General features: G+C 71.0%; 14 protein-coding genes. 9 read left to right on the top strand and 5 right to left on the bottom strand.

All coding sequences use genetic code 11. From position 1 onward, the window contains the following. Positions 1-3 precede the first annotated feature (3 nt). The gene (locus ABTW72_RS22465; RefSeq protein WP_350861550.1) at positions 4-1035 is read left to right on the top strand and encodes a medium chain dehydrogenase/reductase family protein; all 1032 of its coding nucleotides are present in this window, start codon (positions 4-6) and stop codon (positions 1033-1035) included. 7 nt (positions 1036-1042) lie between these two features. On the opposite strand, the gene ABTW72_RS22470 is transcribed toward ABTW72_RS22465, so the two are convergent. Next, entirely contained in the window at positions 1043-2224 is a 1182-nt protein-coding gene (locus ABTW72_RS22470) for a low temperature requirement protein A (RefSeq protein WP_350861552.1), read from the bottom strand. A 419-nt stretch (positions 2225-2643) separates the two neighbouring features. On the opposite strand from ABTW72_RS22470, the gene ABTW72_RS22475 reads away from it, so the two are divergent. Continuing rightward, positions 2644-2817, top strand: coding sequence for a hypothetical protein (locus tag ABTW72_RS22475; RefSeq protein WP_167493730.1), 174 nt, complete (start codon positions 2644-2646; stop codon positions 2815-2817). A gap of 276 nt (positions 2818-3093) precedes the next feature. On the opposite strand, the gene ABTW72_RS22480 is transcribed toward ABTW72_RS22475, so the two are convergent. Continuing rightward, positions 3094-4113 carry an ice-binding family protein gene (locus tag ABTW72_RS22480; protein ID WP_350861554.1) on the bottom strand — a complete coding sequence of 340 codons (1020 nt, stop codon included), beginning with the start codon at positions 4111-4113 and terminating at the stop codon, positions 3094-3096. 266 nt (positions 4114-4379) lie between these two features. Here ABTW72_RS22480 and ABTW72_RS22485 point away from each other — a divergent pair, with 266 nt between their 5' ends. Together ABTW72_RS22485 and ABTW72_RS22490 are read left to right on the top strand one after the other, a co-directional pair. Then, a complete protein-coding gene (locus tag ABTW72_RS22485; RefSeq protein WP_350861556.1) occupies positions 4380-5594 on the top strand; it encodes a PP2C family protein-serine/threonine phosphatase in 1215 nt (404 codons plus the stop codon). 67 nt (positions 5595-5661) lie between these two features. Further along, on the top strand, positions 5662-6729 hold the full coding sequence (locus ABTW72_RS22490; RefSeq protein ID WP_350861558.1) for a DUF2855 family protein: 1068 nt from the start codon (positions 5662-5664) through the stop codon (positions 6727-6729). Between the two features lie 6 nt (positions 6730-6735). Here ABTW72_RS22490 and ABTW72_RS22495 read toward each other — a convergent pair whose 3' ends face one another. Continuing rightward, entirely contained in the window at positions 6736-7458 is a 723-nt protein-coding gene (locus ABTW72_RS22495; protein ID WP_350861831.1) for a SigB/SigF/SigG family RNA polymerase sigma factor, read from the bottom strand. 312 nt (positions 7459-7770) lie between these two features. After that, positions 7771-7956 (bottom strand): hypothetical protein, encoded by a 186-nt coding sequence (locus ABTW72_RS22500; protein WP_350861560.1) that lies wholly within the window; start codon positions 7954-7956, stop codon positions 7771-7773. A 322-nt stretch (positions 7957-8278) separates the two neighbouring features. Between ABTW72_RS22500 and ABTW72_RS22505 the strand changes: the two genes are divergently transcribed. Both ABTW72_RS22505 and ABTW72_RS22510 read left to right on the top strand, forming a co-directional pair. Next, entirely contained in the window at positions 8279-10162 is a 1884-nt protein-coding gene (locus ABTW72_RS22505; RefSeq protein WP_350861562.1) for a sigma-70 family RNA polymerase sigma factor, read from the top strand. Between the two features lie 14 nt (positions 10163-10176). Further along, complete coding sequence (locus tag ABTW72_RS22510) at positions 10177-10839, top strand: DUF305 domain-containing protein (protein ID WP_350861564.1); 663 nt, start codon at positions 10177-10179, stop codon at positions 10837-10839. A gap of 68 nt (positions 10840-10907) precedes the next feature. Here the strand turns inward: ABTW72_RS22510 and ABTW72_RS22515 are convergent, their stop codons facing one another. Further along, complete coding sequence (locus ABTW72_RS22515) at positions 10908-11468, bottom strand: GNAT family N-acetyltransferase (protein ID WP_350861566.1); 561 nt, start codon at positions 11466-11468, stop codon at positions 10908-10910. An 81-nt stretch (positions 11469-11549) separates the two neighbouring features. On the opposite strand from ABTW72_RS22515, the gene ABTW72_RS22520 reads away from it, so the two are divergent. The 3 genes from ABTW72_RS22520 to ABTW72_RS22530 are packed head-to-tail and all read left to right on the top strand — an operon-like array spanning position 11550 to position 15024. Further along, the gene (locus ABTW72_RS22520) at positions 11550-12260 is read left to right on the top strand and encodes a siderophore-interacting protein (protein ID WP_350861568.1); all 711 of its coding nucleotides are present in this window, start codon (positions 11550-11552) and stop codon (positions 12258-12260) included. Further along, positions 12257-13528: an MFS transporter gene (locus tag ABTW72_RS22525; RefSeq protein WP_350861570.1), complete on the top strand. Its 1272-nt coding sequence runs from the start codon at positions 12257-12259 to the stop codon at positions 13526-13528. Before ABTW72_RS22520 ends, ABTW72_RS22525 begins: the two co-directional genes overlap by 4 nt. Beyond that, positions 13525-15024, top strand: a complete 1500-nt coding sequence (locus ABTW72_RS22530; protein ID WP_350861572.1) for an MFS transporter — start codon at positions 13525-13527, stop codon at positions 15022-15024. The genes ABTW72_RS22525 and ABTW72_RS22530 overlap by 4 nt, the downstream gene beginning before the upstream one ends.

Consider the following 15024-nt stretch of genomic DNA (forward strand, 5'->3'; position numbering starts at 1 on the left):
CCGATGACCACCGAGACGACGATCACCGAAGTGGTGCTGCCCGGCGTGGTGGAGCCCGACGGCCTCCGGCTGCACCGACGCACGATGCCCGCCCCCGCCCGGGGGCAGGCGCTCGTCCAGGTCGAGGCCACCGGTATCTCGTTCGCCGAGCAGCAGATGCGCCACGCGCTCTACCCCGGCCAGCCGAAGTTCCCGTTCGTTCCCGGCTACGACCTCGTCGGCACCGTCCGGGCGGTCGGTCCCGGCGGCGACGACGCGCTGGTCGGCACCCGGGTGGCGGCGGTCACCAAGACCGGTGCCTGGGCCACCCACGCGCTTGTCGACATCGACGTCCTGGCCCCGGTGCCCGTGGGGCTGGACCCCGCCGCGGCCGAGACCGTCGTCGTCAACGGGGTGACCGCCTGGCAGATGCTGCGGGACGCCGACCTGACGGCCGGACAGACCATCCTCGTGCACGGCGCGAACGGCGGCGTCGGGAGCGTCCTCGTCCAACTCGGCCGACACCTCGGCCTGCGGGTCATCGGCACCGCTGCCGAACGGCACCACGCCGGGCTGCGCGAACTCGGCGTCGAACCGCTTGACTACCGCGACCCGGACATGGCCGCGCGCGCCCGCGAGCTGTCGCCGGGTGGCGTCGACGCCGTCTTCGACCCGGTCGCCGGCCCGGGCGTACGCACCTCGTACGCCCTGCTCGCCCCCGGCGGCAAGCTGGTCGTCTACGGCAACGCCGCCGCCGTGGGCACCGGTCAGTCGGTCGCGTGGGTCTTCGTGAAGCTGCTGACCCGCCTCTACACCTGGAACGCGCTGCCCAACGGCCACCGGGCCGGCTTCTACAACTTCTGGGCCGGCCAGCTCACCCGCCGCGCCGCGTTCCGCCGCCGCCTGCGTACCGACCTCGGCATCGTGCTCGACCTGCTGCGGCAGGGAGTGATCGTGCCGCAGATCGCCGCCCGTTACCCGCTCAGCGAGGTTTCTGCGGCAATGGTGTTCGCCGAGAACCGCAGCCGGGCCGGCAAGGTGGTGCTGGAGCCCTGATCATCGCCTACGTCGACGGCATCGGTGGTTCGGGCGGCTTTCCGTGGGCCCGAATACTGTCGGTGACGGCAACCCCGGCGAGCACCAGGGTCGCGGCGAGGCCGGCCACCAGCGCGGGGGCGAGCATCAGGACGGGTCCAGCGACCGCCAACGCGAGCAGCGCGAGCAGTCGGGACGGCGACACGCGGCTGAACACCTCGTACTCGAACCGGGCGCGTCCAAGCAGGAACAGTGCGAGCCCGCCGAGGAGGACGCCGGCCAACCACGGCGACGTCTCCTCGGCGGGCTCGCTGATGATGACTTCGAAGCTGGCGGAGGCAGCCACGACGCCGGCCACCATGAGTAGGTGGGTGTTGGGCGCCGACCGTACGAACCCGCCCGGGTCCCGGGAAGCCTCGATGGCGGCCTTCAGCAGGGCCCCGGCACGGTGGACGTAGATCTGCCACAGCAACACGGTCGCGGCGAACCCGATCAGGAGTGCCCCTGTCCGCTCGATGGTCAGGTCGTGGGCGGCGTAGGTCAGGGTGATGACGAGGATGAGATCGCCGAGAGCGAGCGTGAAGATCTGCTGGTAGCGCTCCGCCAGGTGGTCGGCCGCCACCGCGTAGTGAGGTGCGGGTAGACGACCGATCCGCGGTGTGGGGTAACGAAGCCAGGCGGCCGCGTAGTCGACAGCGAGCGCGGCGGCCCACAGCAGGCCCCGGGCCGGACCGCTGACGAAGGCGCCGGCGAGCCACGGTACGGCGGACACACTGAACCAGAACATGAACCGACCGGAGCGCTGCTGCTCCATTCGACCGCCCAGCGCGGCGACGAGGAAGGTGCCACGTCCCACCTGGATCGCCACGTAGGCGCCCGCGAAGATCAGCCCGTGCTCGGCGAAGGCTCGGGGCACCGCCCCCGCCATCAGGATCGTCCCGAACATGACCCAGAGCGTCACGGCGAAGATCGGTGGCTGGCCGAGGTGCTGAAGCTCGGTGGCCAGGGCACTAGCTGCCCAGACCCACCAGATGGCCGTCAACAGCACCCCGGTCTCGAAAAGCCCGACCCAGTCGAGACGCTGTGCCAGGGTCCGCGACGTCAGGGCGAGCGCGGCGACGAACACCAGATCGAGGAAGAGTTCCAGCAGGGTCACCCGCTGGGGCCCTTCATCCTCGCGGGTCAGCCCTACCGCTTGGTCGGTCGTCATCAGGTGCCCGCCTACGTGCTCCGACCTTCGATCCTAGTGAGATAAAGGTGGCAATTCGGGCAAAGTCGGTGGGCTGGCCTCGTCGAGGTGCCGGATCCAGGCGGCTGGGCGGAACCTTCCGACCGGCCCGGCTGCCCGTGCGTGTGCAGCCGCACGTAGCAGGGGCGTACGGTGAACATGTCGCCCGGGACCCCGGTGGCCGCCAGACGCCGTCGCCACCAGCCCATCAGGGGCGTTACCGAACGTCATCCCCGTCGCCGCGACTCGCTGGTCGTGTTGCCCGGTCCCGGACCACGCCCCGGCCGTCGGGTTCGCCCGTCATCGCGGTCGGAACGGTTGGTGGTCCGGATCCGAGCGCGCGTGCGCACCACTGTCCGTACGAATGATCGTTTTGAACACTTTAACCAGGGGAGCGCCAGATGAGAATCGCCAGAGACAGGATCGTTGCCGCACTTCGCGACCGGGGTCAGCAGGCCCGGGCCGACTGGGTCGAGCGCGAGCTGCCGGAGCGCGTGGATCCGGCCAAGCACACCGGGCTGCTCGCCACCCTGAACCTCAACCCAGCTGATCTCGTCGACGCGTCCTCCCCTTGAGGGTTGCGCTGCTCGGACCGGTCGCCTGGCGTACGCCCCACTCCACCGCGACCCGTGGGAGCAGGTGACCTGCCTGCTCAGCGGTGCGCTCGTGCACGGCAGTGAGCTGTGGGTGCCGCACGGGGCGAGTGACACGCCAGTGGGGTTCGCCACCGTGCCGCTGTCCGCGCTCCTCAGCGCGGTGGTCGAGGCCCCACCGTCGGGCAATCGAAACGAATGAGCGCCGGTGGTGCTGCCCCGGCGGCCGGTTGGTCACCGGCCGCCGGGGCGCATCGGTCAGGACTCAGACCTGCGGCGTCGATAGAGGAGCAGCAGAGCCGCGCCGGTGGCGACGGCGACGCTGCCGATTCCGGTCAGGACGGGCAGCAGGGCGGCATCGCCGCTGCTGCCGGTCACGGGCAACTCGCTGCGGGTGGGCCGTGCCGTGGGCTGCCCGGTGGGCGTGACCGTGGGCTGACCGGTCGGCGTACCGGTGGGCTGCCCGGTCGGGGTGCTGGTCGGCGTGCCAGTGGGCGTACCCGTGGGCTGGCCGGTCGGGGTCTGGGTGGGCGTTCCCGTCGGCTGGAGACAGACAGGTGCGTTGATGGTGTTGGTATCGAGGGTGACGGCGCCGGTCTGTGCCAGGGCGCGGCCCTGGAGGGTGGCGCCGGTGTTCATGGTGATCGAGGTCTGGGCCAGGATGTTGCCCATGAACCGGGTGCCCGTGTCGAGCGTGGCCGAGCTGCCCACCTGCCAGTAGACATTGCAGGGTGAGGACCCGTTGATGAACACGACGCTGCTGTTGGGCGCCGTGATGAGTGTCGAGGCGATCTGGAAGATGAACACCGCCGCCGGGTCACCCTGACTGTCGAGCGTCAGGGTTCCGGTCAGCTGTGCGGCACCGATCCGATAGACGCCAGGGAGCAGCGTGGTCCCACCCAGCTCGGCCGGCAGGTTGGTGAACGGGGTCCGGCCGGCCGCATCGTTGTAGGCGGTGGTCAGGTCGTTCTTGGCCTGCAGGGCGACGGCGTCGCCGAGGTGGACCTCGCCGCCGACGATGCCCGGCGGGAAGCCGGGTGCGGTGTTGCCAGGGCTGACGCCGAGGCTCTGGGCGAGGAAGCTTGGACCGGTGTTGGTGACCGTGGAGCCGGCGAGTACGGAGAAGTTCGCCGCCGTCCCGAGTCCCACCGGTGCTTCGGCGGCGCTCGCGCCGGTGCCGCTGACGAGAAGGACGGCGACGGCTGTGCCACTGGCGGCGATGGCCGCCAGTGCGGACAGGGCCGCCCGTCTCGGCTGGCTGAATAGTTTGGTTGTCACGACGTGCCCTTTCGCGAAGGCATCTCACCAGACGCCAGGTGTGCGGCGGCTGAAGGCCGCACGAGCCACAGAGGTTCCCAACCGGACTTTTACACACCTAATTCGCAAAAGTTGCAAAACCAGCGAGATGGATGAGGTCGGTGGGGCGAAAGGGGGCGCCTCGGTCAGGCGTGGACGATCGGCAGGCAAGGAACGCGGCGGGGCGCGGTAGCCTCACCGCTCGCACTACGTGCTCCTGCGATGGGGAGGACAGGGGGAGGTGAAGCATGGCCGACATCGGCGAGGTGGTGCGTTGGTTGCAGCTCAACGCGCCCCGAGGTGGCCCGGACGAGGTGTCGCAACTGGTCGCCCGTGCGGCGCCCGCGATCGATGCCAGCGAGATCGTGATCTATCTGGCCGACTACACGCAGACGCTCCTCGTGCCGCTGCTCGGCGCGGGCCTCGACCGGGATCAGTTGCCGATCGAGACGACGCTCGCCGGCCGGGCCTTCACCACCCTCGACATCCAGCGCGCGCCCGACAACCCGGACCGGGTGTGGGTGCCACTGCTGCTCGGGTGTGAGCGGATGGGCGTACTGGAGATCGTCTCCCCGGCCGCCACCGACGAGACGATGGATGCTCCGGCCTGGGAGGTGGCGGTCAACGTCGCCCAGATCCTGGTCAACCGCCGGCTCTACGGTGACGTGGTCGAGCGGATGCGCCGGCGGATGCCGATGCAGGTCGCGGCCGAGATCGTGTGGGGTCTTCTCCCGCCGCTGACCTTCGCCACCGACGATCTGGTGGTCACCGCCATCCTCGAACCGTGCTACGACGTCGGCGGCGACATCTTCGACTACGCGTTGAACGACGACGTGCTCAGCGTCGGGCTCTTCGACACCTGCGGGCACGGCATCAAGGCGAGCACCCTGGCCTCGCTGGTGGTCAGCGCGTACCGCAACGCCCGTCGGTGTGGCCTCGACCTGGTCGACACGGCGATCAGCATCGACCGGTGGGTGCGCTCCGAGCACCCGAACTTCTTCGCGACCGGGTTGCTCATCGAGTTGGACCGCCGGACCGGCCGGCTCAGCATGATCAACGCGGGGCATCCGGGTGCGATGTTGCTGCGTGACGGCAAGGCCGTTCGGGAGCTACCCGGGCCGACCATGTTGCCGCTCGGCCTGGGCCACCTGTCGCCTCGCCGACCGCAGGTGCACGTGGAGAACCTGCACCCGGGTGACCGCATCCTCGCCTACACCGACGGCATCACCGACGCCCGTAGCGCGGAGGGGGAGCAGTTCGGGCTGGACCGGCTCGTCGACTTCGTCAACCGCGCCCTGAACGACGGGTTGCCCAGCCCGGAGACGATGCGTCGCCTGGTCCGCGCGGTCGTCGGCTACCAGGACGACCAGCTCGACGACGACGCGACGGCCCTCTTCGTGGAGTGGCGGCCACCGCACCTGCCGCTCGCGCACCTCCGCGACCTCGCCGCGCGCCGACCCTGACCGCGCAGTGGGATTTTGCACTCACAGTGCACTTGTCTCCGGTTGCGAGGCTGTCTAGCGTCACCTCATGGCTGACTCATGGACCTTCGCCGTGGCGCGTGACGACCTCGGGCAGACCACGCTCGTCGATGGCCCCACCCCCGCCCTGGCCGACGGTGAAGCGCTGCTGCGCGTGGACCGCGTCGGCCTCACCGCCAACAACGTGACCTACGCGGTGCTCGGCGACTCGATGCGGTACTGGCAGTTCTTTCCGCCGGCGGCCCAGGGCCTCGGGCCGCAGTGGGGCCTGCCGCCGCTCTGGGGGTTCGCCGAGGTGGTCGCCTCGGCGGTGGCCGGTGTCGAGGTGGGGCAACGAATCTACGGCTACCTCCCGCCCGCCGGTCACCTCGTGGTGCGGCCGGACCGGGTGGACGCGGCCGGGTTCCGTGAGGCGAGCCCACACCGGGCCGAGCTGCCGTCGCCGTACAACGCGTACCGGTCGACCACCGGCGACCCGGCGTACCAGCGCGACCAGGAGGATCTGTTGATCCTTTTTCGCCCGCTGTTCTTCACCTCGTTCATGCTGGCCGACCAGGTTGTCGACAACGACTTCTACGGTGCCGAGGCGCTGCTGGTGTCGTCCGCGTCGAGCAAGACCGCGTACGCCGCCGCGTTCGAGCTGCACCGGCGCGGGCCGCGCCTGGTCGGTCTCACCTCACCGGGCAACCTGGAGTTCACCCGGTCGCTCGGCTGCTACGACGAGGTCGTGTCGTACGACGACATCGACGCCCTCGACGTGGTCCCGACCGTCTACCTCGACCTGTCCGGCGCGCCGTCGACCCGCGCGGCCCTGCGTCGGCGCCTCGGCGACCGGCTCGTCCGGGACATCGCGGTCGGGCTCACCAACCAGACGCCGAACGCCGACGCCGCCGAGGAGGTGTTCTTCGCGCCGGTGCAGATGCGCAAGCGCAGCCACGACTGGGGCCGCGACGGCCTCGACCAGCGGTTCACCGAGGCGTGGCAACGCTTCGCCGCCGTGGTGAGCGGGTGGCTGGACGTTCGGGTGGGTGCCGGGCCGGCGGCGCTGCAACACGCCTGGCTGGACGTTCTCGCCGGTCGTACGCCGCCACGGGTTGGCCACGTCATCCAACTGTGATCGGGCTCAGGCGGCGATGTCTGGGCTGAGCTGGTGACGCAGCGCGGCCAGCGAGCGGGTGATCAGCCGGGAAACGTGCATCTGTGAGACGCCGATCCGGTCGGCGATCTGGGCCTGGGTCAGGTTGCCGTGGAACCGCAGGCTCAGGATCTCGCGTTCGCGTTCCGGCAGCGTGGCGAGGGCCGGACCGAGGGCGACGCGGATCTCGACGAGGTCGAACGCGCGGTCGTCGTCGCCGAGGGTGTCCCCGAGCTCACGGCTGCCGTCGGCCCCGGTCGGGGTGGACAGCGACGTGGCCCGGTAGGCGCGCGCACCCTCCAGCCCCTCCAGGACGGTCTCCTCGGTCACGTCGAGGTAGGACGCGATGTCGGCGACCGTCGGCGAGCGGCCGAGGTTCTGGGTCAGGGCGCTGTTCGCCGCGCTGATCGAAAGACGCAGCTCCTGGAGGCGGCGGGGTACGCGCACCGCCCAGGTGCGGTCCCGGAAGTACCGCTTGATCTCGCCGATGATGGTGGGGATGGCGTACCCGCTGAAGTCGACACCTCGGTCGTGGTCGAAGTTGTCCACGGCCTTGATGAGCCCGACGAAGGCGGTCTGGGCCAGGTCGTCGTCGGGTGCGCCGCGTCCGCCGTAGCGGCGCGCCAGGTGCCGGGCGAGCGGCAGCCATGCCTCGATGGCACGGTCCCGCATTGCTGGGCGGCGAGGGTCATCGGCCTGGACCGCCTTCATTGCGGCGAGCAGCGCTTCCGGGCTCTGGTCGCTGCTCCGCTGGTCGACGCCGGTGCTGGTCGCGTTCTCGACGATGATGGCCATGGGATGGTCCCTCCCGCACATGCCCGTCGATCCAGTCGACCGGAAGGGTCTCCGAACCGGCTACCGCCGGGGCGCACATACGGGCGAAGGTGCGCTGTCGCAAGGCCACGAACACGGACCTCGCCACCGCGTCATGTCGTTCACTTGATGACGGACCTTACCCGAAAGACCGATTAATTTCTAGCCGAAAGTATGAGGCTAGGCGTTTGGAGGGGGAGCGGGCGGGGATCAGCCGCGCTGGTCCGAGGCGTCGGCAGTGGTCGCGGCCGGCTGGGCCGGCTTCACCGCGAACGGGTGGCGCAGTTGCCGCATGGCCTCCTCGCTGCTGTCGAAGGTCACCGCCGGTCCGTCCAGCACGTCACCGTGCGACGTGGCGAGGAACAGGGCGGGTCGACCGTTGTCGTTCGATGTCATGCAGGGATCCTGTCTCTCCGAGAAGGGGTGCGTCCGGGGCCTCGGCAACGTCGGCCGTGCGACCTGGTGACGCTTCGGCGCACACGCTGGCGCCCGAATGCTGGTGTCCTGTGCACGGGCGAGCGCCCGGCGACACCGACACCCCGCACCATACCCGGCGCCGCCACCACATATGCGCCGCCGACGGACCCGCCTCGCTTGTGGCGAACCGGCCGCCCCGGAATTCTGTAATCCCACCCGCTGCCGCGAGTCTCCGATCCTGAGGGCGGTCAGCACACCCAGCGTGGGCGCCGCGCGGATGAGCACCCAAGGAGTGAGACCCATGTCGTCAGCCGGTCGAGCACTGCCCGATGTCGGGTTGGTCGTCGCGGCCCGGCAGGGCGATCAGCGCGCTCTCGACGACGTCGTCGCGGCCTCGCTCCCGCTGGTCTACAACATCGTCGGGCGTGCGCTGCGCGGGCACGCCGACGTCGACGACGTGGTCCAGGAGACGTTGGTACGAGTGATCCGGTACCTGCCCGCGCTCAACGACCCAGCGGCATACCGGTCCTGGCTGGTGGCGATCGCCATCCGCCAGGTGCGTGACTGGGAGACGCGCCGCCGCGTCGCGCTCAACCGCGATGCCGGGCTGGACGCGATCCACAACGTGCCCGACCCGGCCTCCGACTTCGCGGGGATGACCATCCTCCGGCTCGGCCTCACCGACCAACGACGCGAGGTCGCCGAGGCGACCCGCTGGCTCGACCCGGACGACCAGGAACTGCTCTCGCTGTGGTGGCTGGAGGAGACCGGCGAGATCACCCGCAACGAGGTCGCCGACGCGCTCGGATTGTCACCCGGGCACGTCGCGGTGCGGATCCACCGGATGAAGGAGCAGATCCAGAGCGCCCGTGGCGTCGTACGCGCGCTCCGCGCCCGCCCTGGCTGCCCGGACCTGGGCGCCGTGACCGCCGAGTGGGACGGCACGCCCAGCTCGCTGTGGCGCAAGCGACTGGCTCGACACGTCCGCGACTGCGCGTTCTGTGCAGGGTTGGGCACCACCCTCCTGCCGATCGATCGGCTGCTCGCCGGTATGCCGTTGCTGCCGCTGCCGGCGGGTCTCGGCGCCCACCTGCCGAGCGCGTCCGCCCCGGCAGCCGCCGCGCAGGCCGTCGCGCCGTCTGGCGCGACGGCCGGACCCTCCGCCGGGCCGACCCCACCCGGCGCGGTGCCCGCCGATGCGGGCGGCGGCCCGAGCGTCGTCGACCTCGCCGTGAACCGGCCCCGTGGCCTCGTGCCGTCCCTGGCCGCCGGTGTGGCCGCCGCCGTCCTGGCCATCACCATGGCGGTGGTGATCCTGCCGGACGATCCGTCCGCGCCCTCGTGGGCGGCGCCGCCGTCTGCCGCGCCCACCGCCGTCGCCACCCCCAGCGTCGCGCCCTCGCCGAGCGCACGCCCCTCGTCGAAGGCTCCGGTCGCGCCGGCGGTCAGCTCCGCCCGCAAGGGCGTCGGGGTGTGGAACTTCACCGGGGCGAGTGAGGCGTTGGCGAACTCCAAAGCCAGCTGGTACTACACCTGGGGCACCCAGCACCCGGGGATCAGCACGCCGCGCGGTGCGACGTTCGTGCCGATGATCCGCAGCGCGGAGAACGTCACCGCCGCGGAGCTGGCTCGGGCCAGGGCCGCCGGACCGTACCTGCTCACCTTCAACGAGCCGGACCTGCCCGAGCAGGCGAACATGACCGTCGAGCAGGCGTTGGACCTGTGGCCGCAGCTGATGGCGACGGGCAGCAGACTGGGCAGCCCGGCGGTGGCCTGGGGCGGGCCGGACCCGCAGGGTTGGCTGGACAGGTTCATGACCGGTGCCCAGGCCCGCGGCCACCGGGTGGACTTCATCACGCTGCACTGGTTCGGCGCCGACTTCACGACCGCCACCGCGGTGGCTCAACTCCGGCAGTACCTCCAGGCCGTCTACCAGCGGTACCGCAAGCCGATCTGGCTGACCGAGTTCGCGCTGATCCGGTTCGCCGGGGGCGGTTCGCAGTTTCCCAGTCAGCAGCAGCAGGCGGCCTTCCTCACGGCGGCCACCGCCATGCTCGGCCAACTCCCCTACCTGCAGCGCTACGCCTGGTTCGGGCTACCGGCCACGGACAAGGATCGGTCCGGGTTGTTCAGCGACGGGACCGAGGCGACAGTGGTCGGCCGCGCGTTCCAAGCCGCCCGCTGAGCACTGGCGAACGGATGGACGAGCAGATCATGGTGGAGCGCCGAGGGTTTCGCGTACGGGCCGGGCGGCTGGTCGGCGTCGTCGCGACAGTGGTCGCCACGGCGGTGGCCGTCGGGCTCAGCCAGGGCTGGGGCCGCACCAACCAGGCGCCAGCAGCGTCGTCGGTGGCAGCGTCGTCGGCCGTTGCGGTGCCCACCGCGCCGGTGGTGCTCAACGGCACCGACGACGCCTTCATCCAACTGCTGATCCCGATGAACGAGGGCGCGCTCGCGCTGATCGACCAGCTCGACACCCGCCCGGCGGATCCGTCGCTGCGGGGCCTCCTCGGCCAGGTTCGGAAGGCCCATCAGGCGGAGTTGCGGGACCTGCGTGGGCTCCTGGCCGCGGGCAACGTGCCGGAGCTGAACATCCACGAGGGGCATCAGATGCCCGGCATGGTCACCGAGGCCAGCCTCGCCGAGTTGCGTGCCGCGTCCGACGCGGAGGTGTCGTCCCGGGCGGCTGGCCTGATCCGGGCGCACCTCGCGCAGAGCGTGGTGCTGTGCCGGGGCGAGCAGACCGGCGGGGGAAGCCCGGAGCTGAAGGCGCTCGCCGGCCGGATCCAGCAGGCGCGAACTGCCGAGCTGAACGCGCTGGACGACCGGCCCGGCGCGCCCACCGCCGCACCGGGCGGCTGAGCATGCGGCCCGGAGGACCGGCCGATGCGGACGTCACCTGCACGCCGACGTCCCGACGGGGCGTTGGGTCAGGCCGGCGTCGGGTGCCTCTCCGCGAACCGGGCGCGGGTCAGGAACGCGAGCTGGGCCCGCTTGTCCGGCATCTCGATCTCGGAGTCGAAGGTGAAGCCCTCGATCTCCAGTCGGCGTAGGGCGAGGTGGTTGCGGACGTCCGGCTCCACCACGATCCGCTGCGCGGTGGGGTCGCGGAACAGGAAGCGGACGACGGCCGGGCCGGCCGCGTTGGTGAGGCTGCGAGCGAGGCGTCGGTCGGGGCTGAGTAGCAGGTGCATCCCCACGTCGCCGGGCTGGACGGGGTAGCGCTCGCCGACCGGGTCCGCCTCGGGCTGGTAGCTCTGGAAGAGGCCGACCGGCTCCCCGTCGACCCTGATCAGGTACGCGTGGTGCGTGGGCAGACTGTCCACAAAGGCGTAGATCTCGCGTACCTCTTCAAGGGTGTGCGAACCCATGCCCCAGAAGGAGTTGCGGGGCAGGGTCACCCAACCGTGCAGGAGTGCGGCGTCCCGGTCCGGGTCCACGGTCACCAACGACAGCTCGCCGAGACCGGCGATCTTCTCCTGGTACGTCATCGGGCGCTGTCCTCTGTTCCATCCGGGGCGCAACTTAGGTTAACCTCCCCTAACCAAGGATGACCTTACCTGGAGGGGTGCGTGAAACGGAACTGGGAGGCCCTGGTCCTCAAGGCCATGGGAGGGCGGGACTTTCAGCTGACCGTCCTGAGCACCGAGTCGATCGACGGGCACTACCAGCGGCTCCTCCTGGACGGGGGCGGCCTGCTGGAGACGTGCGGGGTGCACCCCACGATGTGGATCCGGCTGTGGTTCGACAACGACGGCCGGGCGCACCAGCGCGCGTACACGCTGGTGGACCCCGACCCGGCCACCGGCCGATTCACCCTCGAATTCGCCATCCACGACGGGTGTGCGGCCCGCTGGGCCACCACGGCCACTGTCGGCGACACCATCAGCGCGACAGTGCAGGGCAGCGCGTTCGAACTGCCCGACCCCGCGCCCGAGCACCTCTACCTGGTCGGCGACGCGGCCTCCCTGCCCGCGGTGAACAGCCTGCTCGACGCCGGTGCCGACATCCCGGCGACGATCTGGCTGGAGTACGCCCACGAGGGTGAGAAGGCACTCGCGCTGCGGGCCCGGGCGCACCACGACATCACCTGGGTGCCGCGGCGCGATGCGGGTCAGCATTTCGTCGACACGGTCTGCGCGGCCCTGCCGACCAGCGGCGCGGGCCACTACTGGGTGGCCTGCGAGGCGGCCACCACCCGGGGCATCACCCGGCACCTCCGCAAGACGCTGGGCGTCGACAAGGAGCGGTTGACCTCCCTCGGCTACTGGAAAGCGGCATGAAGGGCCGGCTCGGCACCCTGACCGCGCTGTACGTCACCCAGTACCTCGGCGTCGGCTTCATCACCGTCGGGCTCACCGCCATCCTGCGCGACGGCGGCACCTCGCTGGATACGCTGGCGCTGTTGCAGATCGTCGGCCTGATCTGGCCCATCAAGTTCCTCTGGGCGCCGATCCTCGACCGGTACGGCTCACGGCACCGCGGCCACTACCGCTCCTGGCTGCTCGTGCTCCAGACCGCCCTGGTGCTCGCCCTGCTGGCGCTGCTGCCGTTCGCCAGCCCGGCTGACGCGCTCGGCCCGATCATCGCGATCTGCGCCGCTTACGTGTTCTTCTCGGCCACCCAGGACATCGCCGTGGACGCCGTCGCGGTCCGGATGCTGGCCGACTCGGCCCGGGGCACCGGCAACGGCATCCAGGTCGCCGCGAGCTACCTCGGCAACCTGCTCGGCGGCGGAGCCTGCGTGCTGGTCTACGACCAGTTCGGCTGGGTGCCGGCGATCGGCCTGCTGGCCGCGATGACGGCTGTCGGCCTGCTGGTGGTGTGGCGGTTCCGGGAGCCTCCCCGTACCGATCGGGTGGAGCGGGTCGGCGCCGCCTACCGGGCGTTGCTGTCGGTGTTCGGCCAGCCGGGCTGCCGGTGGTGGACCTTCGGCGTGGTGCCGCTGGTCTACGTCGGCGCGGGCATGGCGTACGCCCTGGTCACCCCGGCGCTGGTCGACGCCGGGTGGTCGTTGGGTCGGATCGGCGTCGTCACCGGCGTGGTGACCAGCGCCCCGGCCATCGTGGCGGGCCTGGTCGCGGGGCTCGGGATCGGGCGGTTCGGGCGCGGTGGCGTGCTCGTGGTCGGCGGCGTGGCGCTCACCGTGTCGACGTTGCTGTTGCTGCCGCTGATGAACGGCCGCGCTCCGCTGGGCGGGACGGTCGCCGCCCTCTGCTGCTTCATGGTGGCCTACACCATCGCCAACGTCGTGCTCTACACGGTCAACATGGACTACTCCCGGCCCGACACCGGCGGCACCGACTTCACCGTCCTGTCGTCGTTCGGCCTGGTCTGCTCGTTCGTGGCGGCGTCCATCGGTCTCGCGGCAGCCGACCGGGTCGGCTATCCGGCGGTAGCGGTCGCGGCCATCGTGCTGGTGGTCGCCGGGGTCGCCCTCGGCCTCTCCCACCAGCGGCGATTCCCGCACCGGCCGGGCCCCGCCGTCGGCCCGACCGCCGAGCAGCCCACCGGGCAGCCCGCAGTGGACGGCGTCAAGGCGGTGGCGTGACCACCGTCCAGCCGGCCACCGACACCGCGACTTCGGCACGACTGCCACAGCGATGGCTCATCCTGGCCGTGCTGTGTGTCGCGCAACTGGTCGTGGTGTTGGACAACACCGTGCTGACCGTGGCGGTGCCGGTGCTCACCACCGAGTTGGGTGCCAGCACCGCCGAGGTGCAATGGATGATCAACGCGTACGCGTTGGTGCTGTCCGGGTTGCTGCTCACCGCCGGTAGTGCCGCCGACCGGTACGGCCGCCGGCGGATGCTGCTCGCCGGGCTGGTCCTGTTCGGGGTCGGCTCGCTGGCCGCCGGTCTGGCCAGCACCAGCGGGCAGCTGATCGCCGCGCGGGCCGGGATGGGCGTCGGTGGCGCGTTGCTGGTCACCGCGACGCTCGCGGTGGCGATGCAGGTCTTCGACGCCGCCGAGCGGTCCCGGGCGATCGGCATCTGGGCCGCCACCAGCGCGTTGGGCTTCGCCGTCGGGCCACCGATCGGCGGCACGATCCTCGCGCATCTGCCCTGGGGCGCGATCTTCCTGATGAACGTGCCGATCGTGCTGGTCTGCCTGCTCGTCGGTCGTGCGCTGGTCCCCGAGTCCCGCGGGCCGGCCGGCGGCCGACTCGACGTGCTCGGCGCCGTGTTCTCCACAGCCGGCCTGACCGCGGTCGTCTGGGCGATCATCTCCGGGCCGGAGCGCGGGTGGGCGTCGACCGAGGTGATCGGCGCGGCGGCTGTCGGCGTACTCCTGCTCGGGATCTTCGTGCGGTGGGAGCGACGGATCGCACACCCGATGCTGGACATGCGCTTCTTCCGGGACCGGCGCTTCGTCGGTGCGATCTCCGGCGTCGTGCTGATCACGTTCGGCGCCACCGGCGCGCTGTTCCTGCTCACCCAGCACCTCCAGTTCGTCCGGGGTTACCCCGCCTGGGAGGCCGGTCTGCGGATGGCGCCGTTCGCGCTGTCCATCGTGCTGCTCAACGTCAGCGGCGTCGTCGCGAACGTGATCCGTCGGCTCGGCCTGGCGGTCGCCATCGCCGTTGGCATGACGCTGCTCGCGGCTGGACTCGCGCTGGTCACCCTCTTTCCGTCCGACGGGTACGGGGTGCTGCTGGTCGGGTTGCTCGTCATGGGTGTCGGTTGCGCGTTGGCCAATCCGGCCATCGTCGATGCGGTGATGAGCGCGATCCCGGCGGCGAAGGCCGGCGCGGGCGCGGGTGTCGACGGCACCATGACCGAGGTCGGCAGCAGCCTCGGCATCGCGGTGCTGGGTGCCGTGCTGAACGCCCGGTTCGCGGCGCTGCTGCCGGCGGCCCTGGCCGGTGCCGGGTCGTTTCCCGCGGCTCTCGCCGCCGCCGGTGAAGGGGCCGAACGGGAGGCCGTGACTGTCGCCTTCGCCTCGGCGCTGGAGACGGGGCAGTTGGTGGGTGCGGCTGCGGTGTTGATCGGTGGCCTGGTTGCCGCCGGGTTGCTGCACCGGGCAGATCGCACCAAAACCGCCTAA

Source organism: Micromonospora sp. NPDC127501 (assembly GCF_040302185.1).
In the GTDB taxonomy this organism is placed as follows: Bacteria; Actinomycetota; Actinomycetes; order Mycobacteriales; family Micromonosporaceae; genus Micromonospora.

What these genes read in the sequence shown, in the direction of transcription:
- ABTW72_RS22525 (WP_350861570.1), top strand. Translation starts at nt 12,257, where the DNA reads ATGAAGGGCCGGCTCGGCACCCTGACCGCGCTGTACGTCACCCAGTAC.
- ABTW72_RS22505 (WP_350861562.1), top strand. Translation starts at nt 8,279, where the DNA reads ATGTCGTCAGCCGGTCGAGCACTGCCCGATGTCGGGTTGGTCGTCGCG.
- ABTW72_RS22470 (WP_350861552.1), bottom strand. Translation starts at nt 2,224, where the DNA reads ATGACGACCGACCAAGCGGTAGGGCTGACCCGCGAGGATGAAGGGCCC.
- ABTW72_RS22495 (WP_350861831.1), bottom strand. Translation starts at nt 7,458, where the DNA reads ATGAAGGCGGTCCAGGCCGATGACCCTCGCCGCCCAGCAATGCGGGAC.
- ABTW72_RS22485 (WP_350861556.1), top strand. Translation starts at nt 4,380, where the DNA reads ATGGCCGACATCGGCGAGGTGGTGCGTTGGTTGCAGCTCAACGCGCCC.
- ABTW72_RS22465 (WP_350861550.1), top strand. Translation starts at nt 4, where the DNA reads ATGACCACCGAGACGACGATCACCGAAGTGGTGCTGCCCGGCGTGGTG.
- ABTW72_RS22510 (WP_350861564.1), top strand. Translation starts at nt 10,177, where the DNA reads ATGGACGAGCAGATCATGGTGGAGCGCCGAGGGTTTCGCGTACGGGCC.
- ABTW72_RS22475 (WP_167493730.1), top strand. Translation starts at nt 2,644, where the DNA reads ATGAGAATCGCCAGAGACAGGATCGTTGCCGCACTTCGCGACCGGGGT.
- ABTW72_RS22500 (WP_350861560.1), bottom strand. Translation starts at nt 7,956, where the DNA reads ATGACATCGAACGACAACGGTCGACCCGCCCTGTTCCTCGCCACGTCG.
- ABTW72_RS22515 (WP_350861566.1), bottom strand. Translation starts at nt 11,468, where the DNA reads ATGACGTACCAGGAGAAGATCGCCGGTCTCGGCGAGCTGTCGTTGGTG.
- ABTW72_RS22490 (WP_350861558.1), top strand. Translation starts at nt 5,662, where the DNA reads ATGGCTGACTCATGGACCTTCGCCGTGGCGCGTGACGACCTCGGGCAG.